The sequence below is a fragment of the Pseudomonas sp. 102515 genome (assembly GCF_031085165.1).
In the GTDB taxonomy this organism is placed as follows: Bacteria; Pseudomonadota; Gammaproteobacteria; order Pseudomonadales; family Pseudomonadaceae; genus Chryseomonas.
This window is the reverse complement of sequence record NZ_JAVHTY010000002.1, coordinates 470181-496731: the sequence shown is the minus strand read 5'-3', so window position 1 is coordinate 496731 and position 26551 is coordinate 470181. Positions and strand designations below refer to the sequence as shown.

The following is a 26551-nucleotide window of genomic DNA, read 5'->3' as shown; positions in this document are numbered from 1 at the left end:
TCCATGGCGATAGCGGAAAGGAGAAGCCTATGATAGCGGTTTTGCCCCGCCCGCGTGCTCTTGCGCGGCGCCCAAGGAGCCCGCATGACCCAAGCCCCCACTGCCCGCCGCGCCCCCGGTGACGATCCCTACGTCTGGCTGGAAAACCGTGACGCCCCCGAGGTGCTGGCGCACCTGGAAGCCGAGAACGCCTACCTGGAAGCCCAGCTGGCACCCGAAGCCGCCCTGCGCGAGCAACTGTTCGAGGAGATCCGCGCGCGCATCCGCGAAACGGACCTGTCGCTGCCCGTCCCTCGCGGCGACTACCTCTACTATCAGCGCACCCAGGCCGGTGACGAGTACGGCCGCAACTATCGCTGTCGCCGCCCGGCCGACGGCGACCTGACGCCCGATCCGGCGACCGAGGAGCTGCTGTTCGACGGCAACGCCATCGCCGACGGCGGCTTTCTCTCGGTCGGCCGCTTCACCATCAGCCCGGACCAGACCCGGCTCGCCTACAGCCTCGACCAGGTCGGCGACGAGACCTACCGGCTCTATGTGAAGGAGCTGGCCACCGGCGGAGTGACCGAACTGCTCTTCGAGGAGTGCGACGGCAGCCTGACCTGGGCCAATGACAGCCGCACCCTGTTCTTTGGCGAGCGTGACGAATCCCATCGTCCGCACAAGCTCTATCGCTACCACCTGGGCGATGCCGAGCCGCAACTGGTCTTCCACGAGAACGACGGGCGCTTCTTCCTCGGCTGCTATCGTTCGAGCTCCGAGCGCAAGCTGCTGCTCTTGTCCCACAGCAAGACCACCAGCGAAGCCTGGGTGCTGGACGCGGATCGGCCGGACGAGGCCTTTGTCTGCCTGGCGCCCCGCAAGGAAGGCCACGAGTACTTCCCCGATCATGGCGTCGATGGCTGGTACATCCGCAGCAACCAGGACGGCATCAACTTCGCGCTCTACCAGGCCGCCGAGGACAGCCCCACCCGCTCGCACTGGCAGCTGGTGGTGCCCCATGACCCGGACGTGATGCTGGAGGATGCCAGCCTCGGCGCCCAGGCACTGGTGCTGAGCCTGCGCACCGCCGGCTTGCCGATCCTGGAGGTGCGGCCCTACGGCCAGGCGCCCTATCGCGTCGACCTGCCGGACGAGGTCTACAGCCTGGATGCCATGGACGTGCTGGAATTCAACAGTCCAGTCATGCGCCTGCGCTACGAGGCGCTCAATCGGCCCGCCGAGATCCGCGAACTGGACCTGGCCAGCGGTACCCAGCGGGTGCTCAAGCAGGTACCGGTGGAAGGCCCGTTCGACGCCGACGCCTACGAAAGCCGCCGCCTGTGGGCCACTGCCGCCGATGGCACCCGTATCCCCATCAGCCTGGTCGGTCGGCGCGACCTGCCGCAGAGCGCCCCGCTGTACCTCTATGGCTACGGCGCCTATGGCCACAGCCTCGATCCCTGGTTCTCCCACGCCCGCCTGAGCCTCTTGGATCGTGGCGTGCGCTTCGCCATCGCCCATGTGCGCGGCGGCGGCGAGCTGGGTGAAGCCTGGTATCGCAGCGGCAAGCTGGAACACAAGCAGAACACCTTCGACGACTTCATCGCCTGCACCGAACATCTGCTGGAACAGGGCCTGACGACGCCGCAACAGGTGGTCATCAGCGGTGGCAGCGCCGGCGGCCTGCTGACCGGCGCGGTGCTCAACCAGCGCCCCGAGCTCTACGCCGCCGCCATCGCCGAGGTGCCCTTCGTCGACGTCCTCAACACCATGCTCAAGCCGGACCTGCCGCTGACCGTGACCGAGTACGACGAATGGGGCGACCCCAACGAGCCGGAAGTGCGCGAGCGCATCGCCAGCTATGCGCCCTATGAAAACGTGAAGGCCCAGGCCTATCCGGCCATCCTCGCGGTGGCGGGCTATCACGACACCCGGGTGCAGTACTGGGAAGCCGCCAAGTGGGTGGCACGGCTGCGCGAGCGGCGGACCGATCAGGCCCCACTGCTGTTGCTCAAGACCGAATTCGGCGCCGGACACGGCGGCATGAGCGGGCGCTACCAGGCCTTGCGCGACGTGGCACTGGAATATGCCTTCGTCTTCCGGGTACTGGGCCTGACCGGCTAGGGAACGGCGGGGGCTCTGGGCAGGTCTTTTCCACAGCCAAAGGAGAATCTGCCATGCACCTAGATGCCCCCACTCCCCCTCTCGCTCCTCCGCCGCGCGACGCTGCCGCCATCAAGGGCGTCGAACGCCTGGCCTCCGTGGCCGGCGGTGGTCTGCTGATCAGCCGCGGCCTGGCGCGTGGCGGTCTGCTCGGCCTGCTGACCGGCGCCACCGGCGCCTGGCTGCTGAAACGTGGCCTGCGCGGACACTGCTCGATCAAAAGCACCCTGACCAAGGTGCGTTTCGAGCGCGACGTCCGCCGTTCGCTGGCCTGGCATTCGGCGGCCTCCCAGACCCGCCGGGTGGTCATCGCCCGCCCCCGCGATGAGCTCTATCGCTTCTGGCGCGACTTCTCCAACCTGCCGATCTTCATGCGCCATATCGAGCGCGTGGACGTACTCAACGACCGCTATTCCCACTGGGTGGTCAAGGCGCCCATGGGGCGTTTCGAATGGGACGCCGAAGTCACCGACGACGAACCAGGCCGGCTGATCGGCTGGCGCTCGTGCGGTTACGCCGGCCTGAACAACCTGGGCTGGGTCAGCTTCGCCGATGTGCCCGGTGGCACCGAGGTGACCGCGGTCATGGCCTACGAGCCGCCAGCCGGGCGCCTCGGCCACCTGTTCGCCCGATTGCTGCGCCGCGACCCTGGTACCCGCATCGCCCAGGACCTGGCCGAGCTGAAGGTGCTGCTGGAGCGAGCCCATGCGGTCGGCGATCGCTACGGCGCCGTCGAGCGCACCTCGCACATGGAGTCGCCGCTGGGCTGACTTCCTGCGGTACCGCGGCGTCTCGTCCGGGACGCCGCCCCCTCCTCCCAAGCCATTCCGCCTCGATTGGCTTATCTCGCAACGACCCCCAACCCCGCTTTGCGACACCTCGCTGACAACCAGCGTGCAGCCCCTTGCGACGCCCGGAAAACCAATGTTAGCTTTCGAACAACGGAGCAGTTAATGACAGCTCGATAACATTACGGGTCTACACCTTGACCAAGCCGTTGTTCTTCCAAGCCCTCGAAGGCGCCTTCGCCGACCTCACCCCCACCGGCAAACGCGTCGCGGGCTATCTGTTGGCCAATCCCGAGAAGCTGCCCTTCGAGACGGCCGACAGCATCGCCCAGCGCACCAACACCACCGGCATTTCCGTGGGCCGGCTGCTGCGCTCCCTGGGCTATCGCAACCTCGACGACGTCAAGCAGAGCCTGAGAGACGAAGGCCTGGAAGCCTGGCGCATCACCGACCGCTTCAGTGCCTTTCGCCAGCAGAGCGGACGCAGCGACGCCCTGGACCGTTCCCTGGCCGCCGAGCTCGCCGCCATCGAGGACGTCTACCAGCTGGCCCGCGGCCCGGTGTTCGAACAGGTGGTCCAGCGGCTGACCGGCGCGGACGCGGTGTTAATCGCCGGCATCCAGACCACCCGCGGGGTGCTCGGCAGTTTTCACAGCCTGCTGGAATACATCCGGCCCAAGGCCTTCTACGTCGACGGCCTGTCGGGCACCTACGCCGACATCTTCAACAGCGGCTTCGCCCAGCCCTACCTGATGGTGGCCGACTTTCGCGCCTACTCCAGCGTCACTCGCAAGCTCTGCGAGAGCGCTCGTGATGCCAGGCTGCCCATGGCGCTGATCACGGACTACCACTGCCCCTGGGCGCGGGATTACCCCGCCGACCTGCTGCAACTGCGCCTGGAAGTCGACCAGTTCTGGGACTCCCTGGCGCCGCTGGCCTGCCTGCTGAACCTGCTGGTGTCAGCGGTGGCGGATCGCTCGGGCGATGCCCTGGAACAGCGTCTGGCCAGCAATCGCGCCCTGCAGCAGCGCTTCGGGCAATTCGAATGAGCCCTGGCCCTCTTCTTCACCCCAAGGAAGCACCCCGTACCGTGAACCATCCAGAACTCGTCGAGATCGACGCCGACCACTACGGCGTAGCCATCCACCTGGTCTATGCGACCGCCGACAACCTGGCCGGCAAGGTGCTCTACCAGGACGCCCATTGCCTGCTGCACCGGGACGCCGCCGCCCGCCTGCAACGCGCCAGCGCGCTGGCGCAACAGGCCGGTCTGCGCCTGCAGGTGCTGGATGCCTACCGCCCGCCCTATGCCCAGCAACTGCTGTGGCGGGTGCTGCCCGACGCCCGGTACGTGAGCGATCCGGCGCAGGGTTCGCACCACAGCCGCGGCGTGGCCGTGGACGTGACCCTGCTCGACGAGGCCGATGAACCGCTGGACATGGGCACCGGCTTCGACGACATGCGCGAGCTGTCGCACCTGTTCAACCCGGCGCTGCCCACCGCCGCCCAGCGCAACCGCCTGCTGCTGCTGGGCATCATGCAGAGCGCCGGCTTCACCTACATCCCCAGCGAGTGGTGGCACTTCGAATTGCCCGACGCCCGCCGCTATGCCTTGATCGACCACCACCATCTCAGCCAGGAGGAGCTTGCCGCCCTGCTGAACTGATCCTGCCGGCGACCGGGTCATTCGAATCCGGCGCCGCGAGCCCTTCGCTCGACCGCCTTGCCCACTGCCGAAACACCCCTAAACCCAAACAATCCGAGGTACCGGCATGTTCTCGTCTTCGCGCACCCACGTTTCATCGGCGTCCCGCGTGCTCGCCCTGGTTTCCCTGCTGGGCCTCGGCGCCTGGCAACCGGCCAGCGCCGCCACCGCGACCGACACCCTGGTCATCGGCAAGCCTGCGGATCTGCAGACCGTCGATCCGGGCGTGACCTTCGACAACAACGACTGGACCGTGACCTACCCGGCCTACCAGCGCCTGATGCGCTACAAGGTGGAAGACGGCAAGGGCAGCACCGACGTCGAGGGCGACCTGGCCAGCGGCTGGACCGTCTCCCCCGACAACCTGGTGTGGACCTTCACCCTCAAGCCCGGCAACAAATTCGACGATGGCAGCGGGGTCACCGCCGAGGCGGTCAAGTTCTCGGTCGAGCGCCTGATGAAGCTCAAGCAGGGCCCGTCCAGCATCTTCCCGGCGGACATGACGGTCACCGTGGTGGACCCGCAGACGATCAGATTCACCCTGCAGAAACCCTTCGCGCCCTTCCTCTTCGCCCTGGCCCACGACGGCGCCAGCGTGATCAACCCGAAGGTGGCCAGTACCCACGGCAAGGACGTGGACGCCTGGCTGGCCGGGCACACCGCCGGCTCCGGCGCCTATCGCCTGGCCGCCTGGCAGAAGGGCCAGTCGCTGACCCTGGAGCCCAACCCGCACTACGCCGGCAAGGCACCCACGCTCAAGCAGGTGGTGATCCGCATCATCGCCGAACCTTCGGTACGGCGCCTGCAACTGGAACAGGGCGATCTGGACATCATCGAGGACCTGCCCGAGGACCAGGTCAAGGCGCTGGCGCAGAAGTCCGGCTTCGTCACCACCGCCTACCCCTCGCTGCGGGTGACCTACCTCTACCTCAACAACAGGCGCGCGCCCCTGAACGACGTCAACGCGCGCAAGGCCGTGGTCGACTCCCTCGACTACCAGGGCATCGTCGAAGGCATCGCCATGGGCAAGGCCAAGCTCATGAACGGCCCGATCCCGGACGGCATGTGGGGCCATGATCCGAGCCTGCCAATGCCCAGGCAGGACCTGGAAGCCGCCCAGGCCGCCCTGGGCAAGGCGCCCAAGGTGCGGGAGCTGCAATTCCTCTACTCGGACAAGGACCCGGCTTGGGAGCCCATCGGCCTGACCCTGCAGGCCGGCCTGGGCACCCTCGGCGTCAACCTGAAGATGGAGAAGCTGGCCAACGCCACCTTCCGCGAACGCCTGGGCAAGGGTGACTTCGACGTCGCCATCGGCAACTGGAGTCCGGACTTCGCCGATCCCTACATGTTCATGAACTTCTGGTTCGACAGCACCAATGCGGGGCTGGCGGGCAACCGCGCCTTCTACAGCAACCCCAAGGTGGACCAGCTGCTGCGCGACGCCGCCAGCGTCAGCGACGTGGCCCAGCGCAAGGCGCTGTACCAGGAAGCCCAGAAGATCGTGGTGGGCGACGCCGCCTACGCCTACCTCTACCAGAAGGCCTACACGGTGCCGATGCGCGCCGCGGTCAAGGGGTACGTGTTCAACCCCATGCTCGAGCAGGTCTTCGATTTCGCTGCGATGTCCAAGTAAGGGCGACGGGTGCCGGCGCGCTCCGGCACCCGCCCCGCGAGGTATGCCATGGCCTTCTTCCATCTGCTGCGCAAGCAGCTGACCGATATCCTCATCGTGGTGATCGGGGTGTCCCTGATCACCTTCGTCATCTCCCACCTGATCCCGGGCGATCCGGCGCGGCTGATCGCCGGCGAGCGTGCCAGTGACGAAATCGTCGCCGGTATCCGTCAGCAGCTGGGCCTCGACCTGCCGCTCTACCAGCAATACTTCCGCTACATGGGGGACCTGTTCCAGGGCGATCTGGGCCAGTCGATCCGCACCCACCGCCCGGTCCTGGAAGACCTGCAGCTGTTCTTTCCGGCCACCCTGGAGCTGGCCCTGGCGGCGCTGCTGCTGTCGATCCTCATTGGCGTGCCGCTGGGCGTGCTCTCGGCGGTCTACAACAACCGCTGGATCGATCACCTCAGCCGTACCCTGGCGGTGGCCGGCATCTCCACCCCGGCCTTCTGGCTGGGCCTGGGGCTGATCGTGCTGTTCTACGGGCACCTCGGCTGGCTGCCGGGCGGCGGGCGCCTGGACCAGGGGCTGACGCCACCGCCAGCGGTGACCGGCTTCTATCTGATCGATACCCTGCTGGCGGGCGATCTCACCGGCTTCGTCAGTGCGGCCAAGCACCTGCTGCTGCCGGCGGTGACCCTGGCCTTCGTCAACCTGGGCGTCATCACCCGGCAGATCCGCAGCGCCATGCTCGAACAGCTGGGCGAGGACTATATCCGCACCGCCCGCGCCTATGGCCTGTCGCAGGCCACCGTGGTGCTGCGCCACGCGCTGCCCAACGCGCTGATTCCCTCCATCACGGTGATCGGCCTGGCCCTGGGCGACCTGCTCTATGGCGCGGTGCTCACCGAAACCGTATTCGCCTGGCCGGGCATGGGCGCCTACGTGGTCAAGTCGATCCAGGCGCTGGATTTCCCGGCGGTCATGGGCTTCGCCATCGTGGTGTCCTTCATCTACGTCCTGCTCAACCGCTTCATCGACCTGCTCTACCGGCTGGTCGATCCCCGCATCGGCAAGGTGAACTAGCATGACGACCCTGACCGCTTCGCGCCCCGGCTGGCGCGAGCAGACCGCCTGGCTGGCCTGGCGCATCCGCCGCAGTCCGCTGATGCTCACGGGGCTGGTGATCACCCTGCTGGTGCTGCTGTGCATGGTCGCCGCGCCCTGGCTGGCGCCCTACCAGCCCAACGCGCTGAAACTCACCGCCCGCCTGCAGGCACCCAGCGCCCTGCACTGGTTCGGCACCGACGAGGTGGGTCGCGACCTGCTCAGCCGGGTGATCTACGGCAGCCGCCAGTCGGTGGGCGTCGGCCTGTTCGTGGCCTTCGCCGCCTGCGCCAGCGGCGGCCTGCTCGGCTGCCTGTCGGGCATCGTCGGCGGTGCCTTCGATCGTCTGATGATGCGCCTGATGGACATCATCCTCTCGGTGCCTTCGCTGGTGCTGATCATGGCCCTGGCCGCTGCCCTCGGGCCGAGCCTGTTCAACGCCATGCTGGCCATCACCCTGGTACGCATCCCCTTCTATGTCCGCCTGGCGCGCGGCCAGACCCTGAGCATCCGTCAGCTGGCCTACGTCCAGGCAGCGCGTACCTTCGGCGCCGGCAAATGGCACCTGGTGCACTGGCACGTGGCACGCAACGCCATGCCGCCGCTGCTGGTGCAATTCAGCCTGGACATCGGCAACGCCATCCTCATGGCCTCGGCGCTGGGCTTCATCGGCCTCGGTGCCCAGCCGCCCACCGCGGAATGGGGCGTGATGGTCGCCAGCGGTCGCAACTTCATCCTCGACCAGTGGTGGTACTCGACCTTCCCGGGTCTGGCGATCCTGGTCACCGCCATCGGTTTCAACCTGCTGGGCGATGGCATCCGCGATCTGCTCGATCCTCGCCAAAAGGGCAAATGACATGGGCCAGCCCGTTCTGCACATCGACCAGCTGAATCTGGAATTCCCCGGCTTTCGCAGCAGCGCCAAGGCGCTCAACGGCGTCAGCCTGAGCGTGGCCCCCGGCGAGATCGTCGGCGTGGTGGGCGAGTCGGGCTCGGGCAAGTCGGTCACGGCCATGCTCACCCTCGGCCTCTTGCCCCCCGGCAGCTACCGGGTCACCGCCGGCAGCGTCAACCTGGTGGGCCACGACATGCTCGCCTTGAGCGAGCGCCAGCTGATGGAAGTGCGCGGCCGCGAGGCGGCGATGATCTTCCAGGAGCCGATGACCGCGCTCAATCCGACGCGGCGCATCGGTCGCCAGCTGCTCGACGTGATTCGCCGCCATACCACGCTGGATGCCGCCCAGGCCCGCGCCAAGGCGATCGAATCGCTCAAGGACATGCACATCGCCGATCCCGAGCAGATCCTCGAACGCTATCCCTTCGAGCTGTCCGGCGGCATGCGCCAGCGCATCATGATCGCCCTGGCCTTCTCCTGCGATCCGCAGCTGCTGATCGCCGATGAGCCGACCACCGCGCTGGACGTCACGGTGCAGCGCCAGGTGCTGCTCCTGCTGCGCGAAAAGGCACGGGCCCGGGGCACCGCCATCCTGCTGATCACCCATGACATGGCCCTGGTCTCGCAATTCTGCGACCGCGTCTATGTGATGTACGCCGGCGGCATCGTCGAACAGGGGGCTACCGCGGCGGTCATGCAGGCACCCCGGCATCCCTATACCCAGGGCCTGATGGCCTGCCTGCCGGAAAAGGCGGTGCCGGGCAGCGACCTGGCCAGCATCCCTGGACAGGTGCCCAACCTGGCCCAGTTGCCCGGCGGCTGCAGCTTCAAGGATCGTTGCAGTCGGCGCCATGAGCGCTGCGAGACGCGCCCCGCGCTGCTGCCGACGGACATCCCCGATCACCTGAGCGCCTGCTGGCTGCAGGCGGAGGACGCCCCGGCATGAACACCCTTGCTCCGCCTGCCGCACCGCTGCTGGAACTCAGCGGCGTCGAGGTGCGTTATCCGGTGGGCCGCGACTGGCTCGGCCGCACCAAGGGCCAGGCCCATGCCCTCAACGGCATCGACCTGCGACTCTTTTCCGGCGAGACCCTGGGCGTGCTCGGTGAATCCGGCTGCGGCAAGAGCACCCTGGCCCAGGTCCTGATGGGGCTGGTGGAGCCGGTGAGCGGCTCTCTTCAAGGCACGGCCCGTGGCGAGCGCAACATCCAGATCGTCTTCCAGGACCCACAGTCATCGCTGGACCCGCGCCTGCCGGTGTGGAAGCTGATCACCGAGCCGCTGGTGGTGCGGGGTCGCAGCTCCACCACGGCACTGCGCGCCCTGGCCGAGCGCCTGGCGGTGCAGGTCGGTATCCGTCCCGAATACCTGGATCGCTATCCGCACCAGTTCTCCGGCGGCCAGCGCCAGCGCATCGCCATCGCCCGGGCGCTGTCGTCGGACCCGGACGTCATCATTCTCGACGAACCCACCTCGGCCCTGGATATCTCGGTACAGGCCCAGATCCTCAACCTGCTGGCCCAGCTGCAACGCGAACGCGGCCTGACCTTCGTGCTGATCTCCCACAACGTCTCGGTGGTGCGCCACCTGGCCGACCGGGTGGCGGTGATGTACCTGGGGCAGATCGTCGAGCTGGGGGCGGCGGCAGAGGTGCTGGAGCAGCCCAGCCACCCCTATACCCGGCTGTTGCTGGAGGCGGTGCCGCGGCTGGACCAGCCGCTCACGGGCGATGCCGCGGCGCAGCGCACCGAGCTGCCTAGCAACCGGGTGCTGCCGAGTGGCTGTTTCTTTCGGGACCGCTGTCCGCAGGCGGGCGCCGGTTGCGAGCGACCTCAGGCGCTACTGCCAGGTGAGTGGGCGGAGGTACGCTGCCATCGCGCGGCGGGCCTGACCGCGCCCCTGCGCACCCGCACCGCGGCGGTCTGAAGCCGCGATCAGCCCGCGCGGAAGATCAGATAGTCTTCCCAGTCGTCTTCGGCGACCTGGGTCTCGCTGAGCATGCGGCCGGACTGGGAGATGCCGGCCTTGTGCACCGCCTCGCGGTCGTCGCAGATCAGCGGGTGCCACTCTGGCAGATCCTTGCCTTCGGCCACCAGGCGATAGCCGCAGGTCGGCGGCAGCCAGGCGAACTGATCCGCCTGGGCCGGGGTGAGCTGGATGCAGTCGGGGACGAAGCGGGTACGCTCGGCGTAGCGGCTGCACTGACAGGTCTTGAGATCCAGCAGCTTGCAGGCGATGCGCGTGTAGTAGACGGCGCCGTCGTCCTCGTCTTCGAGTTTCTGCAGGCAGCACAGGCCACAGCCGTCGCACAGCGACTCCCATTCCTGGGCATCGAGCTGATCGAGGGTCTTGCGCTTCCAGAACGGCTGGGTGATGGCGGCCATGGCAGAGATCGTGGCAAGGAAAGGGGGCGCGCAGTCTAGTGCCGCACGCCGCGAGCGCCAAGCACCGTTCGCGCCCTTGTCGACTCCGCCCGACCGGATTACCGTGCCGGACTCCCCTTTCCTCCCGTGGTGAAGCCATGACCAGCACCAGCCGTACGCCCCAGTATCCCGTCGATCCCCAGTTCGTGCAGCGCTGGTCGCCGCGCGCCTTCGAACCGGTCGCCATCGAGGAAGAGACCCTGCTCGGCTTCATCGAGGCCGCGCGCTGGGCGCCCTCCGCCTTCAATGCCCAGCCCTGGCGCTTTCTCTATGCACGGCGCGGCGATGCCCACTGGGAGCTGTTCCTGAGTCTGCTGGCCGAATTCAACCGCGGCTGGGCACAACACGCCTCGGCCCTGGTGATCATCCTGTCGAAGACCACCCTGCTGCGCGCCAGCAGCGGTGAGGAGGTCCCCTTCCCCAGCCACAGCTTCGACGCCGGTGCGGCCTGGGCCTACCTCGCGCTGCAGGCGACCAACGCCGGCTGGCACGCCCACGGCATGGCCGGGATCGACCGCGAAGGCATCCAGCGGGAACTCAAGGTGCCGGCGGCCTTCAAGGTCGAACTGGCGGTGGCCATCGGCAAGCTGGGCGACAAGGCCAGCCTGCCGGAGTCCCTGCAGGGGCGCGAGCTGCCCAGCCCACGCCTGACCGTCGAGGAGCTGGCGGTGGCCGGCCCCTACACCTTCGGCTGAGCGGCGAGCTCGACGGCGCCGCTCAGGGGTTGCCCCTGTCGCAGGCGCTGGAGATTGTCGAGGAACAACCGGACAGCCGCCGCGGGCGGCGTGGGTCCGGCGACATGGGCGGTGAGCTGCAGGTTGGGCGTCTGCCAGAAGGGATGCCCGGCCGGCAGCGGCTCCTGGCGGAACACGTCCAGCACCGCCCCGGCCAGCTGCCCGCTCTCCAACGCGGCGATCAGCTCGGCGTCGACCACGCTGGTGCCGCGTCCGGCATTGATGAACAAGGCACCTGCAGGCAAGGCGGCGAAGAAGGCCGCGTCGTAGAGATCCCGGGTGCTGGCGCTGTCCGGCAACAGATTGACCACGAAGTCGGCATCCCGCGCCGCCTGGCGTAGCTCCGCGAGCGGCACCACCCGGGCAAAGCCAGGCAAGGTTCGTGCGCTGCGGGCGACGCCGGTGAGGATCATGCCGAACGGCGCGAACAGGCGGGCGATGTCCTGGCCGATGTCTCCTGCCCCGACCAGCAACAGGCGCCGCCCGGCCAGGGTGCCGGGCGCCCGGGTATCCCAGCGTCCTTCCTGCTGACTGAGCTGCCGCGCAGCCACCTGGCGCTCAAACTGCAGCAGATAGGTCAGGACGTATTCGCCGATGCTCTGGCCGAACAAGCCCACCGCTCTGCTGAAGCGATAGTCGCGGGGCAGATCCGCCGCGAGCAGCGGTGCGTAGCCGGCCCAGGTGGATTGCAGCCAGAGCGGCTTGACGCCCTGGCGCAACAGGGCCGCGGCGCGATCGGGCTGGCCGAGCCAGTAGCAGGGCTGCTGCGCCAGACGCACGGCCGCGGCCGGGTCCGCCGGCACCTGCAGGTCCAGCTCGGGCGCCCACTGGCGCCAGGCGTCGGCATAGCCGGTCGGCGCGTCTTCCAGCAGCAGGACGGCGGTCATAGCGGATCGTTGAGACGCAGCAGTTCTTCGGGCAGGTGCTCGAGGTAGTCATCACGCTCCAGCTCCGGCGGCGGCATCTGCAGGTGATAGCCCTGCTTGGCGATGTTCTCGAGGACCTTGGCGACATCTTCCCGTGCCAGCTTGCGCTCAGGGGTCAGCACGAACTCGAAGGCCAGCGCCGGGGGGCCGAAGGCCGTGAGCAGCCCCTCGGGGACAGGTTTCAGGCCCTTGAGCTTGTCGACATAGAGGTACATTTCCGGCTTGCGCGGGCTGCGGTAGATGGAGCAGAGCAGTTTCATGGGGTGTCTTCCAGGGGCGCCGGCGGGGTGCGTTGCGCCTGCAGGTGATCGAGAAGGGCCTGGCCGAAGCGCTCGCGACGCCAACCGCGCAGGTTCGCCGGCAGCTGGTAGTCGCCATCGGGCCAGCCGGTGAGCAGCAGGGCTTCGAGTACCTTCTTGCGCAGCATCAGTTCCGGCGCCATGCCCAGGGCCTCGGCATCCCGTTCACCGATGGCGCGCAAGGCCTTGAGCAACGGCGACGCCTCATGGGGCAAGGGTCCGGCCTGCAGCTCCGGCCACCGGTCAGCCGGGGTGGCCGCGCCTTCGGCGAGCAGCGCCAGCAGGGTATCGCCATCCTGGCGCACGGTACGCGGGTGCATGTCGTCGATGCGCGCCAGGGCCTGCTTGTCGGTCGGTTGGAAACGCGCCAGCGGCCATAGCGAGCGTTCGCGCAGGACATGGTTGCGCGGCTGGTCGCGCTCGCGGGCCTTGACCTCGCGCCAGTGGCAGAGCACCCGCAGCACCGCCAGCTGCTGGCGCGACAGGCGCCAGGCCAGCTTGACCTCGCGGTAGGCTCCCCAGGGATCGCTGACCCGCCGCAGATTGGCCACCAGCTCGGCACCGTCCTCCAGCAGCCAGGCACGCCGCTGGTCATCCAGGCGCGCGTCGAGATAGAGATAGACGTCGACCAGATAGGTCACGTCGGCCGCCGCATAACGCTCCTGCAGCGGCGTCAGGGGGCGTTGCAGCCAGTCGGAGCGGGTCTCGTCTTTGGGGATGTCGATCTTGAGCACTTCGGCGACCAGCCGCGAATAACCCATGGAATGGGCCAGCCCCAGATAGGCCGCCGCCAGCTGGGTGTCGTACAGCGGCTGCGGCAGGCTGCCGGTCAGGCGCAGCAATACCTCCAGGTCTTCGCTGCAGGCGTGCAGCACCTTGACCACGGCCGGGTCTTCCAGCAGCGCGGCGAAGGGTGTCCAGTCGCCGATGCACAGGGGATCGACCAGGTAGGCCTGCTGGCCGTCGCCGATCTGGATCAGGCCGGCCTTGGGATAGAAGGTGTCGACCCGCATGAATTCGGTGTCGAGGGCGATGAAGGGCAGGGTCTGGCAACGCGCGCAGAGGGCGGCCAGCGCCGCGTCGTCGCGGATCCAGTGAGGGGCAGAAGTCAAGGGCGCACTCCGAACAGATGAGCCGACAGTATAAGGCACCCGGGCCGGTTCTTCGGTGCCGCTTGACGCCCCTGTCCCGCGCCGGAAAGCGAGGCATTCAGCGGCTTTCCAGGCGGGTTCGTCGGATGAACGCCTGATGACCGTCCTGAACCAAAGGTGACCGAATAGTTTTTTTTGTATTCGCAAGCAGGGCCTGCTAAAAGCTGAGTGTGCGCAGGTACTCACTCGGACTTGGGAATCCGCGGAGGTAAGCGCTTCTCGCCTTTCAATGGAGCTGCAAGAGCATGAAAACAATAAAACTGACCCTACTTGCATTAGCCGTTTCGAGCGCTTCCGGCTATGCCCTGGCGAACGGTCTGGCCATCAACGAACAAAGCGTCAGCGGGATGGGTACCTCCTTCGCCGGGCGCTCTTCCTCCGCGCAGGACGCTTCCACCCTCTATGGCAACCCGGCCGGCATGTCGCGCCTGGGTCGTGAGGTGTCCCTGGGTGGCGCCTACATCCACGCCAAGGTCGATATCAAGGACGTCAACGCCCGTTATGCCAACGGCCAACAGGTGCCCGGCAGCAACGACGGCGACATGGTGCCCAACTCGGTGGTGCCCTTCGGCTACTTCGTGACGCCGGTGGATGACCGTCTGCACTTCGGTCTGGGCATGTACGTTCCCTATGCGCTGATCAGCAACTACGAGCACGCTTTCCAAGGCCGCTACCAGGGTCAGGCGAGCAAGGTGGAAGTCATCACCATCCAGCCCACCGTCAGCTACAAGATCACCGACAAAGTCTCCATCGGCTTCGGTCCGACCATCAACCGTCTTGAAGGGAAGCTCAACAGTAACCTGAGCGCTGGTGCGTTCGGTGGCGGCGATGCCCAGGTCAAAATCAAGGGTGACGACACTGCCTATGGCTTCAACGTCGGCGTACTCGCCGACCTTACCGACGACCTGACCTTCGGCCTGACCTACCACTCCAAGGTCAGCTACAAGCTCAAGGGCCACACTGAGGTAACCGACGCGGCAAGTGCGAACCCCACCTTCAACGCCATCCTGGGACGGCTCAATGGCAAGTACGACGCCAACCTCAACATTACTCTCCCGGAAAGTAGCGACGCCTCCTTTACCTATCGCCTGAACAACGACTGGACGCTCTACGCCGGTGCTACGTGGACCCGCTGGAGTCGCTTGGATGCCATCACCGTCGAGAACGAAGGCACCCCTACCCTACCGGTACTCGGCAATCGCCTTGGCGAGATCACCGAGGAATTCAACTGGAAGGACACCTGGTCCTACGCGGTGGGTGCCTCCTATCAGTTGAATCCACAGTGGGTGCTGCGCGCCGGTATGGCGCTCGACCCCTCGCCGGTGGACAACGCCGACCGCAACGTGCGCGTCCCGGTCGGCGATCGCAAGACCTTCTCCCTGGGCGCCGGCTGGTCCCCGACCAAGGAGATGACCATCGACGTCGCCTACGCGTACCTGTGGGAAGACAACGTCAAGGTCAACCGTGCCCCCGATGCTCTGCGCGGCGGCTACAATGCCAAGTACGACAACAGTGCCCATGGTCTGGGTGCCCAGTTGACCTACCGCTTCTAAGCGTCAGGGTCCGTCTGCCGAAGCCGCCGCCAGGCGGCTTCGTGCTTTCCAGGACAGGGATCGCGCATCGGCCATCCACGTCGGCCAACAGCCGCGGTCCTGGCCTAGGCCCTGAGCGCCCAGTGGCCCTGCTCCTGCTCGGCGTACCAGCGCTGGAAGTCGTCCAGCGACAGGGCGCCGGCCACCAGCTGGCCCTGGATCTGGTCGCAGCCCAGGTCGGTGAGCACCTGCAGGGCCTGGCGGGTTTCCACGCCTTCGGCCACCACCCGTAGCCCGCGCAACTGGCCGAGCTGGACCAGCAGCCTGATGACTTCCTGGTCGCCGGGCAGTTGGCAGTGCTCGATGAATTGCCGATCGATCTTCAGCTCGTCGATGGGAAAGCTGCTCAGGCAGGCCAGCGAGGAATGTCCGGCGCCGAAGTCGTCCAGCGACAATTCGAAGCCCATGGCCTTGAGCTGGCGCAGGCAGTCGAGCACCTGCACCGGATTGCTCATGGCCCGGGACTCGGTGATCTCCAGGCAGAAGCCGGCGGCGACGGCGCCGGTCTCGTCCAGCAGCCGGCCGATGCGGGCGATGAAGGCCGGGTGCTCGAGGTCCAGCAGCGACAGATTGACGTTGAGCTTGAGGGCGCCCAGCTGCCGCTCGCGCTGCAGGCGCATGCAGCCCTCCAGCACCCAGAGGGTGATGTCGCAGATCTTGCGACTCTGTTCGGCGATGCCGACGAAGGCGTCCGGCTTGAGCAGGCCCAGTTCCGGATGCTGCCAGCGGATCAAGACCTCGGCGCCCTCCACGCGGCCGTCGGGCAGCGCGATCTTGGGTTGCAGATAGAGGCGCAGCTGATCTTGGTCCACGGCCAGGTCGAGGGCGTCGAGCATGGCGATGCCGAGCTGCCGCTGACGCTCCTGGTCCGGGTCATGAAAGGCGAAGGTCAGCTGCCGCCGGCGCGCGTCCTGCAGCGCGGTCTCGGCGTTGGCCAGCAGGGCCTCGGCGCTGGCACCATGCTCCGGGTAGCAGGCGATACCGAAGGTGATGCGCAGCGACACCCGCTGGTTGCCGCTGACGAAGGGCTTTTCCACCAGGTTGCGCAGCGACAGCAGCGCCGCCTCCGCCGAAGCGCCGTCGAACCAGGGCAGTAGCAGGACGAAGGTGTCGGCACCGATCCGCGCCACGCCATTCTCTTCCGGCGCCGCGACCCTCAGCCGACGCGCCAGGTGGCGCAGGATCTTGTCGCCGCCTTCCTGGCCGAGCAGTTCGTTGATGTTGCGGAAGTTGGCTACGTCCAGCAGCAGCACGGCGAAGCGCCCAGCTGCGGCACGCTCGATGCGCTGGCGGATCTCCAGGACCAGCCGCACCTGGTTGGGCAGGCGGGTGAGCATGTCGCGAAACGCCAGCTGGCTGATGCGCCGCTCGCGCGCGGCCAGGGCGGCGCCCATCTGATTCATGGCGCGGCCCAGCCGACCGACCGGATCGCGGCCTTCCTTGAGGCCCAGTTGATAGTCGCCATCGGCGATGCGCTCGGTGGCCTGCCCGAGACGGGCCAGATAGCGATTGAGTGCGCCGGCCAATATCCGGCTGACGAGGGCGCCCATCGCGAAGATGATCGCCCCTATGAGCAGCGAATCCAGCAGAGCCGACTGCTCCGCCGCTGCTATTCCTTCCATGAACATGTCCGCCCCTATGACGACTGCTTGCCCGTCCTGCCCGGGAATGGCCAGGAACAAAGAACGGAAACTGCCAAAGTTGTCCTGGTATTCCGCGAAACGCGGTTGATGATCGGCAAACACCGCAGCGAGTTCCGGGGGTGCCTGGTCGTACAGCTGGCGATAGTCGCCGAAATAGCCAACGCGGATTTCCTCCTCGTTGGCCGAATCCATGATGAAGCGAAAGCTCGAGCCCTCCTTGACGAAGGCATAGAGCGAGGCCAGCCCGGCCTTGCGGGCATAGCGATCCAGGGTGATCAGGGTTCGCTGGTAGCGGTCGGCATCGGCCTGGGCCGGATCCTGCAATTGGGCGAGATAGTCCTCGCCAAGAATTTCCGGCAGCGCCAGGGCCGCGCTCATCAGCCGATAGTCGATGCTCTGGCTGCTGGCTTCGCGCGCCTGGTGGTAGCTGTGCAGGGTGAACAGCAGGGTACCCAGGGCATCCACCAGGATGAACGCCAGAAAGAACTTGGCGAACAGGCTGCGTGGTTTGAGGCGGAGCCGCGACGCGGGGGCGACTTCCCGGGGCGAGGCGGCGCTGTGAGGCGCATCGAGCATTGGGGCTCCTTGTCCAACTGAACGACGACTCCCCCTGGACCCGCTCGTGCCGAAGCGGTTTCGCTGGGCGCGCAACCAGGCGCCTTCTTAACGGTTTAACCGATGTCGTTCAAGGATCGAAATCGCAAAATCCCGCTTGTCTCACGCTTGGGCCGTTTTTTCAGCCCAGCGTGAGGGCCAGCGCGACCAGCACCCCGGTCTCGGTGAATTCCAGCAGGGCTCCGGCGGTATCGCCCGTGGTGCCACCGAGACGCTGGCGCAAGGCGCGGCGCACCAGCAGCGCGACCCCGGCGGTCGTCAGCGCGGCGGTCAAGCCCTGGGGTAACAGGGCCATACCGATGGCCCCCATCAGCAGTACCCCCTTGAGCGCTGTCCGCGGCAGGTGGCGACTGAGCAGATCGCCCAGACCGCCAGGGCGTACATAGGGCGTGGTCAGCAACAGCCAGGGCAGCGCCAGGCGGCCGGCCAAGGGCGCCAGCCACAGACCGGCCGGCGCGTGCGGCAGGAGCACCACCAGGGCGCTCCACTTGAGCAGCAGGGTCAGCAGCAGTGCCAGTACGCCCATGGGTCCGCAGGCCGGGTCCTTCATGACGGCCAGGGTCCGCTCGCGATCGCCATAGCCGCCGATCCAGGCATCCACCGTGTCGGCCAGGCCATCCAGGTGCAGGCCGCCGGTGAGGATCACCCAGCCGGCCAGCACCAGGGCCGCCTGCAGGAAGACGCCGCCCGCGGCGCCCAGCCAGGCGATCAGACTGAGGAGTGCACCCAGCAGCAGGCCGACCGCCGGATACCAGAGCACCGAGCGGCCGACGGCCTCGGGTGGCGGCACGCCGGGCAGTCGGACCGGCAGGCGGGTCAGAAACTGCACGGCGATCAGCAGGGGGAGCGGCATCAGCCCTCCTCCAGCGTCAGTGGCTGCAGGGTCGCGTAGGGCGCCTCGACCTGCAGCAGGTCCCTGGCTGCCAGACCCCGCTGGCGGGCCAGCAGCAGGCGGATGACGCCGCCATGGGTGACGATCAGACTGCGCCGGCCCAGCAGCCGTGGCTGCCAGCGCGTCACCGCGCCCAGGACCCGCTCGGCGAAGGCCGCCACGGGCTCGCCCCCAGGCGGGGTATAGGCATAGGGATCGGCCCAGAACAGCCCCAGGGCCTCGGCCTGGTCCTGCATGAGCTCCGCGGCGCTACGACCTTCCCAGGCCCCGAAATCCAGTTCGCGCAGATCCGCTTCCAGCACCAGCTCGGCGCCCTGCTCTGCCGCCAGCCACTCGGCGAAGCGCACGCAGCGCTGCTGCGGCGACGTCAGGATCAAGTCGAACGGCGGCTGCAGGGCGACGGCGGCACGCAACTGTGCCCAGCCCTGCTCCGACAGCGGCGGATCGAGGCGTCCGCGAAAGCCTTCGGGACCTTCAGTGACGCCATGGCGCAGCAGCCAGCAGTCAGTCATGGGCACGACTGGAGACACTGGCTTCGGCGAAGGTCGCCATCTCGCTGTGCAGGCGGCAGGACAGTTGCAGCAGCGGCACGGCCAGGGCCGCACCGCTGCCTTCGCCCAGGCGCAGGCCGAGATCCAGCAGGGGTTCGCCGCCCAGCGCCAGCAGCACCGCGGCATGGCCGGGTTCGGCGCCACAGTGGGCGAACAGCAGCCAGTCGCGGGTATCGGGTTGCAGGCGCTGGGCGCAGAGCGCCGCCACCGAGCAGATGAAGCCGTCCACCAGGGTCGGCAGGCCCTGCTGGGCACAGGCCAGATAGGCACCGGTCAGGGCGGCCAGCTCGAAACCGCCCAGGCGGCGCAGCAGCTCGTAGGGATCTTCCAGGGCGTCGCCATGACGCAGCAGGGCACGCTGGATGACCGCCACCTTGCGCGCCACGCCATCGGCGTCCAGTCCGGTACCGGGCCCGGCCAGGGCCAGCGGCGAGGTATCCAGCAGCACGCTGGCAATGGCGCTGGCGGCGGTGGTGTTGCCGATGCCCATCTCGCCACCGATGAAGAGGTCGGCGCCCCCGGCGCAGGCGCGCAGGACGGCATCGCGACCGGCCTGCAGCGCGGCCTGGCACTGATCATGGGTCATGGCCGGGGTCAGGGTGAAGTTGGCGGTGCCGCGCCCCAGCGGCAGGTCGATGATCCCGGGCAGGGCTTCCAGGGGCGTGACGGTGCCCAGGTTGATGACTTCCAGGGCGGCGTCCAGTTGCCGGGCGAGCACGCTGATGGCCGCCCCGCCACGCACGAAGTTGCGCACCATCTCGGCGGTCACGGACTGCGGATAGGCCGAGACGCCCTCTTCCACCACGCCATGATCACCGGCGAAGACGGCGATGGCGGTCCGTTGCAGCAGTGGCCGCGGCGTGCCCTGCAGGGCCGCCAGCTGGATGGCCAGCACTTCCAGGTCGCCGAGCGAACCGCTCGGCTTGGTCAATACCGCCTGCCGCTGGCGCGCGGCTTCGGCGGCGGCGGTATCGGGTTGGCGGCAGGGTCCTTGCCACCAGGGCATGCTCATAGCGGGGTTCCTTTGAGGGTCAGGGGGAGACCGGCGACGGTCAGCACCACGCGCTCGCAGCGCGCGGCCAGGGCCTGGTGCAATTCGCCGGCGGCATCGACATAGCGGCGCGTGAGCTCTCCCAACGGGACGACGCCCAGACCGGTCTCGTTGCTGACGAAGACAAGGTGGCCGGGCAACTGCGGCACGACCTCGAGCAAGGCCGTGCAGGCGCTGTCGAGGCGCCGAGGATCGTCGAGCATGAGCAGATTGGTCAGCCAGAGGGTCAGGCAGTCCACCAGCAGGCAGAGCTCCGGCGCCGCCAGGGCCTCCAGGCGTTCGGCCAGCGCCAGGGGTTCTTCCACCAACGCCCAGTGCGCGGGCCGGCGGGCGGCATGGCGTTCGATGCGCCGGGCCAGTTCGGCGTCGCTGCCGCCGGCAGTGGCGATATAGGTGACGGCAAGGCCGGACTCGGCGGCCAGGCGCTCGGCCAGGGCGCTCTTGCCGGAGCGAGCGCCACCGAGGATGAATTCGCGCATCTAGAGCTCGCAGAGGGCGCGCAGGCGCCCGGTGTCCAAATGGTGTTCGACCAGATCGGCCAGGCGCTCCAGATCCCGTTCGCGCAGGGCGTGATAGTCGAGCTGCCGAGGTTCGGCCAGGCCGGCCCAGCGCAGCAGGGCGACGCTGGCGGCGGGCGACTCGAACAGGCCATGCAGGTAGGTGCCCAGCACCTGGCCGTCGTCGCTGAGACTGCCGTCGACACGGCCATCGGCGAAGCGCAGCACCGGCCGCTCCAGGGCCGGGCCCTGGCTGACGCCGGCATGGATCTCGTAGCCGGCCACCTCGGCATCGCCATCACACAGCCAGCCGTGCACGTTGCGCAGCTGCTTTTCCGCCGCCAGCTCGGTGGTCATGGCCAAGAGGCCCAGACCGGCGCTGTCACCCGGCGCGCCTTCCAGCCCGAGGGGATCGGCGACCCGCTCGCCGAGCATCTGGAAGCCGCCGCAGATGCCCAGCACCCGCCCACCGTATCTCAGGTGGCGGGCGATGGCCGTGTCCCAGCCCTGGGCGCGCAGGAAGGCCAGGTCGCTGCGCACGCTCTTGGAGCCGCCGAGGATGATCAGGTCGGCGGCGGGCAGTTCCTCGCCCTGGCGGACGAACAGCAATTCCACCTGGGGATGCAGGCGCAGGGGATCGAAATCGGTGTGGTTGCTCAACCGCGGCATCACCGGCACCGCCACCCGCAGGCGCGGCCCCTGCTTGGCGACCTGCCCGGTGGCCAGGCGATCCTCGGCTTCCAGGTGCAGGTCGTGCAGATAGGGCAGCACGCCGAGCACTGGCTTGCCGGTACGGGCTTCGAGCCAGTCCAGCCCGGGTTGCAGCAGGGCCAGGTCGCCGCGGAAGCGGTTGATGATGAAGCCGGCGACGCGCGCCTGCTCGCTGGGTTCGAGCAGGTCCAGAGTGCCGACCAGATGGGCGAAGACGCCACCGCGGTCGATGTCCGCCACCAGCAGCACCGGGCAGTCCACCGCCTCGGCGAAGCCCATGTTGGCGATGTCGCCCTGGCGCAGGTTGATCTCGGCCGGCGAACCCGCGCCCTCCACCAGCACCACCTGGTAACCCGCCGCGAGGCGTGCATGGGAGGCCAGCACCGCCTCCCGGGCGATCGGCTTGTAGGCGTGATAGGCCTTGGCATCCATGCTGGTGACGGCGCGACCGTGGATGATCACCTGGGCACCGACATCGGTATTGGGCTTGAGCAGCACCGGATTCATGTCGGTGTGGGGTACCAGGCCACAGGCCTGGGCCTGGACCGCCTGGGCCCGGCCGATCTCGCCGCCATCGGCGGTCACGGCGCTGTTGAGCGCCATGTTCTGCGGCTTGAAGGGCACCACGGCCACGCCCTGGCGATAGAGCCAGCGGCACAGAGCCGCCACCAGGGTGCTCTTGCCGGCGTCGGAGGTGGTGCCCTGCACCATCAGCGTACTCATAGGGGACTCCGGTAGGTGGCGAAGCCCCGGTCCAGGCGCTGCCAGCCGGACTCGTCGCCGGGCAGGCCGAATCTCAGGGCGCCAAGCGCGGGGAACAGGCGGGTCAGGATGGCCTGGCGAGCGAGGTGTTCGTGCAGATCCGCGACATCCGGGCGCTGCAGCAACTGAAAGAGGGCGCAGCCACCGCTGGGTGCTAGGGCGTGCCGGGCGAGCAACGTGGCCAGGCGCTCGCCGGCCTTGAGCAGGGCATCACGCTGACGCTGCTGGCCCTGCTGATCGGCCAGCAGTTGCCGGGCGAGATAACGACTGGGGCCGTTCACCGTCCAGGGACCCAGTTGCTCGTCCAGACGCGCCAGCAGGCTCGGCGCCGCCAGCACGAAGCCCAGGCGCATCCCGGCCAGCCCGAAAAACTTGCCGAAGGAGCGCAGCACGATCAGTCCGGGCAGATCGCTGAAGGGCGCAAGACTTGCCCCCGGGGTCGGATCCATGAAGGCCTCGTCCACCACCAGCCAGCCACCCCGGCGTTCGAGCCGGGCGTGCCAGTCCAGCAGCCGGGCCGGCGACAGGCGCTCGCCCGTGGGGTTGTTGGGATTGACCACCACCACCACGTCCAGCTGGTCGAGGTGGGTCGCGATCTTATCTTCGCTCCACTCCAGCACCTCGTGCCCGGCGCGACGCCAGGCCAGGGCGTGTTCGGCGTAACAGGGCGCCAGCACCGCGACCCGCGCGGACGGGCGCAGGGTCGGCAGCGCCTGGATGGCGGCCTGGGAGCCGGCCACCGGCAGTGCCGCGCTGGCCCGGTAGCAGGCACAGGCAGCCTCCACCAGGCCGTCATCGGGCTCCGGCAGCCGTGCCCAGACGCTGGCGGGAATCTCCGCCAGCGGCCAAGGCCAGGGGGCCAGACCGGTGGACAGGTCCAGCCAGTCGCCCAGGGGAATGTCGTAGCTGCGGGCGGCACGCCGCAGCCGACCGCCATGCTCAAGCAAGCAGCAGTCCCCCCAGGGCGATCAGCGCGGTCCACAACCAGGCGCCACGCCGCACCAGCTTCAGGGCGCGGGTGATGGCCAGGAAGGTCGGTGCGGGGCCACGGCCGAGCACCGGACGCTCGTGCCACTCGCCCTGGTAGCGGGCTGGGCCGCCCAGACTCACGCCCAGGGCCCCGGCACCGGCCGCCATCACCGGGCCGGCGTTGGGGCTGTCCCACAGCGGTGCCTGGGCCCGCCAGCTTTCGATGGCGCTCCAGAAGCGACCGAGGCCGGCATAGGTCAGGGCCACCAGCCGCGCGGGGATATAGTTGAGGACATCGTCCAGGCGCGCCGCGGCCCAGCCGAAGCGCTCCAGGTGCGGCGTGCGATAGCCCCACATGGCGTCCAGGGTATTGGCCAGGCGATAGAGCACCACGCCCGGAGCCCCGAGCAGGGCGAACCAGAACAGCGCGGCGAAAACGGCATCGCTGCCATTCTCCAGCACCGATTCGGTGGCGGCGCGGGCCACCGCGGTCTCGTCCAGCTCGCTGGTTTCGCGACTGACCAGATAGCCGACCCGGCGTCTTGCCTCGGGCAGATTGTTGCGCTGCAGGGCGTGCGCCACCGGCTCGGCGTGCTCGCCCAGGCTGCGCAGTCCCACGGCCAGATATAGTGCCAGGGGCTGGATGATCCAGGCCAGCCAGCCGAGCTGGCAGAGCAAGGCGGTGAGCAGCACCCAGGGCAGTACGGCCAGGCTCCAGGCCACCACGCCATGGCTGCGCCAGCCACGGCCACCGGGATTGAAGCGGGCTTCGAGGCTGTCGGCCAGCCGACCGAACAGCACCAGGGGGTGAGCGCGGCGGGGTTCGCCGAACAGCAGGTCGAGCAGCATGCCGCCGACGACCGCGAAGGCCAGCATCATGGTTTCTGGCCCCAGCGATTCTCGAAGACCAGGTCCTCCAGCGGCCGCCCCTGGCGCCAGCCCTCCTCTTCCAGCATGGGGCGCGGGTAGAAGGCTTCCACCGGCCCCAGGCAGAGAATGGCCGCCGGCTGGGAGCCCTCCGGCATCTCCAGCAGGCGGCGCACGGCTTCCGGCTCGAACAGCGACACCCAGCCCATGCCCAGGCCTTCGCAGCGGGCGGCCAGCCAGAGATTCTGGATGGCGCAGGACAGCGAGGCCAGGTCCATCTCCGGCAGCGTACGGCGGCCGAAGACGTGGGCTTCGCGGCCGTCCATGAGCGCCGCCACCAGCACCTCGGCGCAGTCGAGGATGCCCTGCACCTTGAGCTTCATGAAGTCGTCGCTGCGCTCGCCCAGGGCGTCGGCGGTGGCGCAGCGCTCTTCTTCCACCAGTTCGTGCAGGCGCTGGCGCAGGGCCGGATCGCTGATGCGCAGAAAGCGCCAGGGCTGCATCAGCCCGACGCTGGGTGCCTGGTGGGCGGCCCCGAGCAGGCGGGCCAGTTGCTCGGGGGGCACCTCGCCACCGCAGAAATGGCGCATGTCGCGGCGCTCGGCGATGGCTCGGTAGACGGCGGCTTGTTCGGCGGGGGTATAGGGGGTCGTGGTCACGGCTTGAGCATCGCGGCGGCCGCGGCGGGTGCCGACGGCATGTAGAAGTGAATATAGCTGGCGGTGAGGCGACCGTCGCGGTAGACCGCCTCGGCCACCGCCTTGCCGTTGGGACACAGCCCGCGCGCCCAGGGCACCTCGGGCGACTCCAGGGCCGAGTGGTGATAGGTGTGGCCGCGCAGGGTGCCCTGCTCGAAGTCCACCGACTGCAAGGCCAGGGCGGTGAGGCGCGCCTGCATCCGCGCGCTGCCCGGCAGCAGTCCGAGCAGGCTGGCGGATTCGCCGGCCTTGTCGGTCAGTTCGTCGAGCAGATAGAGCATGCCGCCGCACTCGGCGAGGATCGGCTTGCCGGCCGCGTGGTGGGCGCGGATGGCCGCGCGCATGCCCAGGTTGTTGGACAGCGTCTGCAGGTGCAGCTCGGGATAGCCGCCCGGGAGATAGAGGCTGTCCACCTCTGGCAGCGCCGTATCGGCCAGCACGGAAAAGAACTGCAGCTCGGCGCCCAGGGCGCGCAGCAGATCCAGATTGGCCTGGTAGATGAACGCCAGCGCCGCATCCCGGGCCACACCGATCCGTACCCCCGCCAGCAGCGGTTCGACCACGGTCGGTTCCGGTGCGGCAAAGGCCACCGGCGACGGCAATTCGATGGCGGAACTGGCGCCCAGGGCATCGGCCGCCATGTCCAGACGACGATCCAGGTCGGTGACCTCGTCGGCCTGGATCAACCCCAGGTGACGACTGGGCAACTCGATGCCGGCATCGCGCGGCAGACTGCCGAAGAAGGTCATGCCCGCCGGCAGGCTGCCACGGATCAGCTGGGTCTGCCGCGGACTGCCGCTGCGATTGGCCAGCACCCCGGCGAAGGGCAGGCTCGGCCGGTAATGGGCGAGGCCATAGGCCAGGGCGCCAAAGGTCTGCGCCAGGCCGGCGGCGTCGATCACGCCCAGCACCGGTACGCCAAAGCGCTCGGCCAGGTCGGCGGCCGAGGGTTGGCCGTCGAACAGGCCCATGACGCCTTCGATAAGGATGAGATCCGCCTCCCCCGCCGCTTCCCACAGCAGGCGGCGACTCTCGGCCTCGCCGATCATCCACAGATCGAGCTGGTAGACCGGCGCGCCGCTGGCGCGGGCCAGGATCATCGGATCGAGAAAGTCCGGACCGCACTTGAACACCCGTACCCGCCGCCCCTGGCGGGCATGCAGCCGGGCCAGGGCGGCGGTGACGCTGGTCTTGCCCTGACCGGACGCCGGGGCGGCGATCAGCAGCGCCGGGCAGTGCCGCGCCGCCCCTACCATTCGATGCCCTGCTGGGCGCGGACGCCGGCCTGGAAGGCGTGCTTGACCAGGCTCATGTCGGTCACGGTATCGGCGGCCTCGACCAGCGCCGGCGGCGCACCGCGGCCCGTCACCACCACGTGCTGATGGGCCGGACGCCCGGCCAGATCGGCCAGCACCTGGTCGACCTCCAGATAGCCGTGCTTGAAGGCGATGTTGAGTTCGTCCAGCAGCACCAGGCCGATGGCCGGATCGCGCAGCAGCTCGACCGCCACCGCCCAGGCCGCGGCAGCCGACTGCAGGTCGCGGGCCCGGTCCTGGGTGTCCCAGGTAAAACCCTCGCCCATGACGTGGTAGCGCACCTCGTCCGGGAAGCGCTTGAAGAAGAGTTGCTCGCCGGTGTCGCGGCGGCCCTTGATGAACTGCACCACGCCCACCTTCATGCCGTGGCCGAGGGCGCGCGCTGCCATGCCGAAGGCGGAGCTGCTCTTGCCCTTGCCGATGCCGGTATGCACCAGCAGCAGCCCGCGCTCGTCCTGGGCTTCGGCGATGCGGGCATCGATCACCGCCTTCTTGCGCACCATGCGCGCGCGGTGGCGCTCGTCACGCTCGGGGCTGGTCGAATCGGGGGTGTCGGTCATGGATGGTTCTCCGGGTGCGGGCGCGGCGGAGAAATGGGCAGA

Annotated in this window: 26 protein-coding genes; 11 read left to right on the top strand and 15 right to left on the bottom strand. The window is 68.3% G+C overall.

All coding sequences use genetic code 11. From position 1 onward, the window contains the following. Nucleotides 1-84: 84 nt before the first annotated feature. The 9 genes from RCF34_RS09275 to RCF34_RS09235 all read left to right on the top strand — a co-directional run bounded on the left by RCF34_RS09275 (nucleotide 85) and on the right by RCF34_RS09235 (nucleotide 10178). A complete protein-coding gene (locus tag RCF34_RS09275) occupies nucleotides 85-2106 on the top strand; it encodes a S9 family peptidase (RefSeq protein ID WP_308707907.1) in 2022 nt (673 codons plus the stop codon). Between the two features lie 53 nt (nucleotides 2107-2159). Next, a complete protein-coding gene (locus RCF34_RS09270) occupies nucleotides 2160-2915 on the top strand; it encodes an SRPBCC family protein (RefSeq protein WP_308707906.1) in 756 nt (251 codons plus the stop codon). Nucleotides 2916-3130: 215 nt separating this feature from the next. Further along, on the top strand, nucleotides 3131-3982 hold the full coding sequence (locus RCF34_RS09265) for a MurR/RpiR family transcriptional regulator (RefSeq protein ID WP_308707905.1): 852 nt from the start codon (nucleotides 3131-3133) through the stop codon (nucleotides 3980-3982). Nucleotides 3983-4023: 41 nt separating this feature from the next. Continuing rightward, nucleotides 4024-4599: a D-alanyl-D-alanine dipeptidase gene (ddpX, locus tag RCF34_RS09260; RefSeq protein ID WP_308707904.1), complete on the top strand. Its 576-nt coding sequence runs from the start codon at nucleotides 4024-4026 to the stop codon at nucleotides 4597-4599. Between the two features lie 106 nt (nucleotides 4600-4705). After that, nucleotides 4706-6271: an ABC transporter substrate-binding protein gene (locus RCF34_RS09255; RefSeq protein ID WP_308707903.1), complete on the top strand. Its 1566-nt coding sequence runs from the start codon at nucleotides 4706-4708 to the stop codon at nucleotides 6269-6271. A gap of 48 nt (nucleotides 6272-6319) precedes the next feature. Beyond that, complete coding sequence (locus RCF34_RS09250) at nucleotides 6320-7336, top strand: ABC transporter permease (protein ID WP_308707902.1); 1017 nt, start codon at nucleotides 6320-6322, stop codon at nucleotides 7334-7336. A gap of 1 nt (nucleotide 7337) precedes the next feature. Further along, nucleotides 7338-8213 (top strand): D,D-dipeptide ABC transporter permease, encoded by an 876-nt coding sequence (gene ddpC, locus RCF34_RS09245; RefSeq protein WP_308707901.1) that lies wholly within the window; start codon nucleotides 7338-7340, stop codon nucleotides 8211-8213. Nucleotide 8214: 1 nt separating this feature from the next. Further along, nucleotides 8215-9198, top strand: coding sequence for an ABC transporter ATP-binding protein (locus tag RCF34_RS09240; protein ID WP_308707900.1), 984 nt, complete (start codon nucleotides 8215-8217; stop codon nucleotides 9196-9198). Beyond that, on the top strand, nucleotides 9195-10178 hold the full coding sequence (locus RCF34_RS09235) for an oligopeptide/dipeptide ABC transporter ATP-binding protein (RefSeq protein WP_308707899.1): 984 nt from the start codon (nucleotides 9195-9197) through the stop codon (nucleotides 10176-10178). The genes RCF34_RS09240 and RCF34_RS09235 overlap by 4 nt, the downstream gene beginning before the upstream one ends. Before the next feature lie 8 nt (nucleotides 10179-10186). Here RCF34_RS09235 and RCF34_RS09230 read toward each other — a convergent pair whose 3' ends face one another. Then, a complete protein-coding gene (locus tag RCF34_RS09230) occupies nucleotides 10187-10636 on the bottom strand; it encodes a YcgN family cysteine cluster protein (RefSeq protein WP_058762427.1) in 450 nt (149 codons plus the stop codon). A gap of 137 nt (nucleotides 10637-10773) precedes the next feature. Between RCF34_RS09230 and RCF34_RS09225 the strand changes: the two genes are divergently transcribed. Continuing rightward, the gene (locus tag RCF34_RS09225) at nucleotides 10774-11370 is read left to right on the top strand and encodes a nitroreductase family protein (protein WP_308707898.1); all 597 of its coding nucleotides are present in this window, start codon (nucleotides 10774-10776) and stop codon (nucleotides 11368-11370) included. Here the strand turns inward: RCF34_RS09225 and RCF34_RS09220 are convergent. Genes RCF34_RS09220 through rnd form a run of 3 tightly spaced genes read right to left on the bottom strand, consistent with a single transcriptional unit; the run spans nucleotide 11355 to nucleotide 13746 of the window. Beyond that, nucleotides 11355-12296 (bottom strand): D-2-hydroxyacid dehydrogenase, encoded by a 942-nt coding sequence (locus tag RCF34_RS09220; protein ID WP_308707897.1) that lies wholly within the window; start codon nucleotides 12294-12296, stop codon nucleotides 11355-11357. The genes RCF34_RS09225 and RCF34_RS09220 overlap by 16 nt on opposite strands. Next, a complete protein-coding gene (locus tag RCF34_RS09215) occupies nucleotides 12293-12595 on the bottom strand; it encodes a YcgL domain-containing protein (RefSeq protein ID WP_273809156.1) in 303 nt (100 codons plus the stop codon). Before RCF34_RS09215 ends, RCF34_RS09220 begins: the two co-directional genes overlap by 4 nt. Further along, nucleotides 12592-13746, bottom strand: a complete 1155-nt coding sequence (gene rnd, locus RCF34_RS09210; protein WP_308707896.1) for a ribonuclease D — start codon at nucleotides 13744-13746, stop codon at nucleotides 12592-12594. The genes RCF34_RS09215 and rnd overlap by 4 nt, the downstream gene beginning before the upstream one ends. A gap of 284 nt (nucleotides 13747-14030) precedes the next feature. Here rnd and RCF34_RS09205 point away from each other — a divergent pair, with 284 nt between their 5' ends. After that, entirely contained in the window at nucleotides 14031-15338 is a 1308-nt protein-coding gene (locus tag RCF34_RS09205; protein WP_308707895.1) for an outer membrane protein transport protein, read from the top strand. A 104-nt stretch (nucleotides 15339-15442) separates the two neighbouring features. Here RCF34_RS09205 and RCF34_RS09200 read toward each other — a convergent pair whose 3' ends face one another. From RCF34_RS09200 to cobO, 11 genes are all read right to left on the bottom strand, one after another. Next, the gene (locus tag RCF34_RS09200; RefSeq protein ID WP_308707894.1) at nucleotides 15443-17596 is read right to left on the bottom strand and encodes an EAL domain-containing protein; all 2154 of its coding nucleotides are present in this window, start codon (nucleotides 17594-17596) and stop codon (nucleotides 15443-15445) included. 160 nt (nucleotides 17597-17756) lie between these two features. Further along, nucleotides 17757-18488, bottom strand: a complete 732-nt coding sequence (locus tag RCF34_RS09195) for an adenosylcobinamide-GDP ribazoletransferase (protein ID WP_308707893.1) — start codon at nucleotides 18486-18488, stop codon at nucleotides 17757-17759. Next, nucleotides 18488-19039, bottom strand: coding sequence for a histidine phosphatase family protein (locus RCF34_RS09190; protein ID WP_308707892.1), 552 nt, complete (start codon nucleotides 19037-19039; stop codon nucleotides 18488-18490). The genes RCF34_RS09195 and RCF34_RS09190 overlap by 1 nt, the downstream gene beginning before the upstream one ends. Further along, nucleotides 19032-20090, bottom strand: a complete 1059-nt coding sequence (gene cobT, locus RCF34_RS09185) for a nicotinate-nucleotide--dimethylbenzimidazole phosphoribosyltransferase (protein ID WP_308707891.1) — start codon at nucleotides 20088-20090, stop codon at nucleotides 19032-19034. The genes RCF34_RS09190 and cobT overlap by 8 nt, the downstream gene beginning before the upstream one ends. Continuing rightward, a complete protein-coding gene (cobU, locus tag RCF34_RS09180) occupies nucleotides 20087-20608 on the bottom strand; it encodes a bifunctional adenosylcobinamide kinase/adenosylcobinamide-phosphate guanylyltransferase (protein ID WP_308707890.1) in 522 nt (173 codons plus the stop codon). The genes cobT and cobU overlap by 4 nt, the downstream gene beginning before the upstream one ends. After that, nucleotides 20609-22060: a cobyric acid synthase gene (locus RCF34_RS09175; RefSeq protein WP_308707889.1), complete on the bottom strand. Its 1452-nt coding sequence runs from the start codon at nucleotides 22058-22060 to the stop codon at nucleotides 20609-20611. Beyond that, nucleotides 22057-23046, bottom strand: coding sequence for a threonine-phosphate decarboxylase CobD (cobD, locus tag RCF34_RS09170; RefSeq protein WP_308707888.1), 990 nt, complete (start codon nucleotides 23044-23046; stop codon nucleotides 22057-22059). Before cobD ends, RCF34_RS09175 begins: the two co-directional genes overlap by 4 nt. Then, on the bottom strand, nucleotides 23039-23947 hold the full coding sequence (gene cbiB / locus RCF34_RS09165; RefSeq protein WP_308707887.1) for an adenosylcobinamide-phosphate synthase CbiB: 909 nt from the start codon (nucleotides 23945-23947) through the stop codon (nucleotides 23039-23041). The genes cobD and cbiB overlap by 8 nt, the downstream gene beginning before the upstream one ends. Continuing rightward, nucleotides 23944-24594: a 5,6-dimethylbenzimidazole synthase gene (gene bluB, locus RCF34_RS09160; protein WP_308707886.1), complete on the bottom strand. Its 651-nt coding sequence runs from the start codon at nucleotides 24592-24594 to the stop codon at nucleotides 23944-23946. Before bluB ends, cbiB begins: the two co-directional genes overlap by 4 nt. Next, nucleotides 24591-25889, bottom strand: a complete 1299-nt coding sequence (locus RCF34_RS09155; protein ID WP_308707885.1) for a cobyrinate a,c-diamide synthase — start codon at nucleotides 25887-25889, stop codon at nucleotides 24591-24593. The genes bluB and RCF34_RS09155 overlap by 4 nt, the downstream gene beginning before the upstream one ends. Continuing rightward, nucleotides 25883-26509, bottom strand: a complete 627-nt coding sequence (cobO, locus tag RCF34_RS09150; protein WP_007159228.1) for a cob(I)yrinic acid a,c-diamide adenosyltransferase — start codon at nucleotides 26507-26509, stop codon at nucleotides 25883-25885. Before cobO ends, RCF34_RS09155 begins: the two co-directional genes overlap by 7 nt. Nucleotides 26510-26551 lie beyond the last annotated feature (42 nt).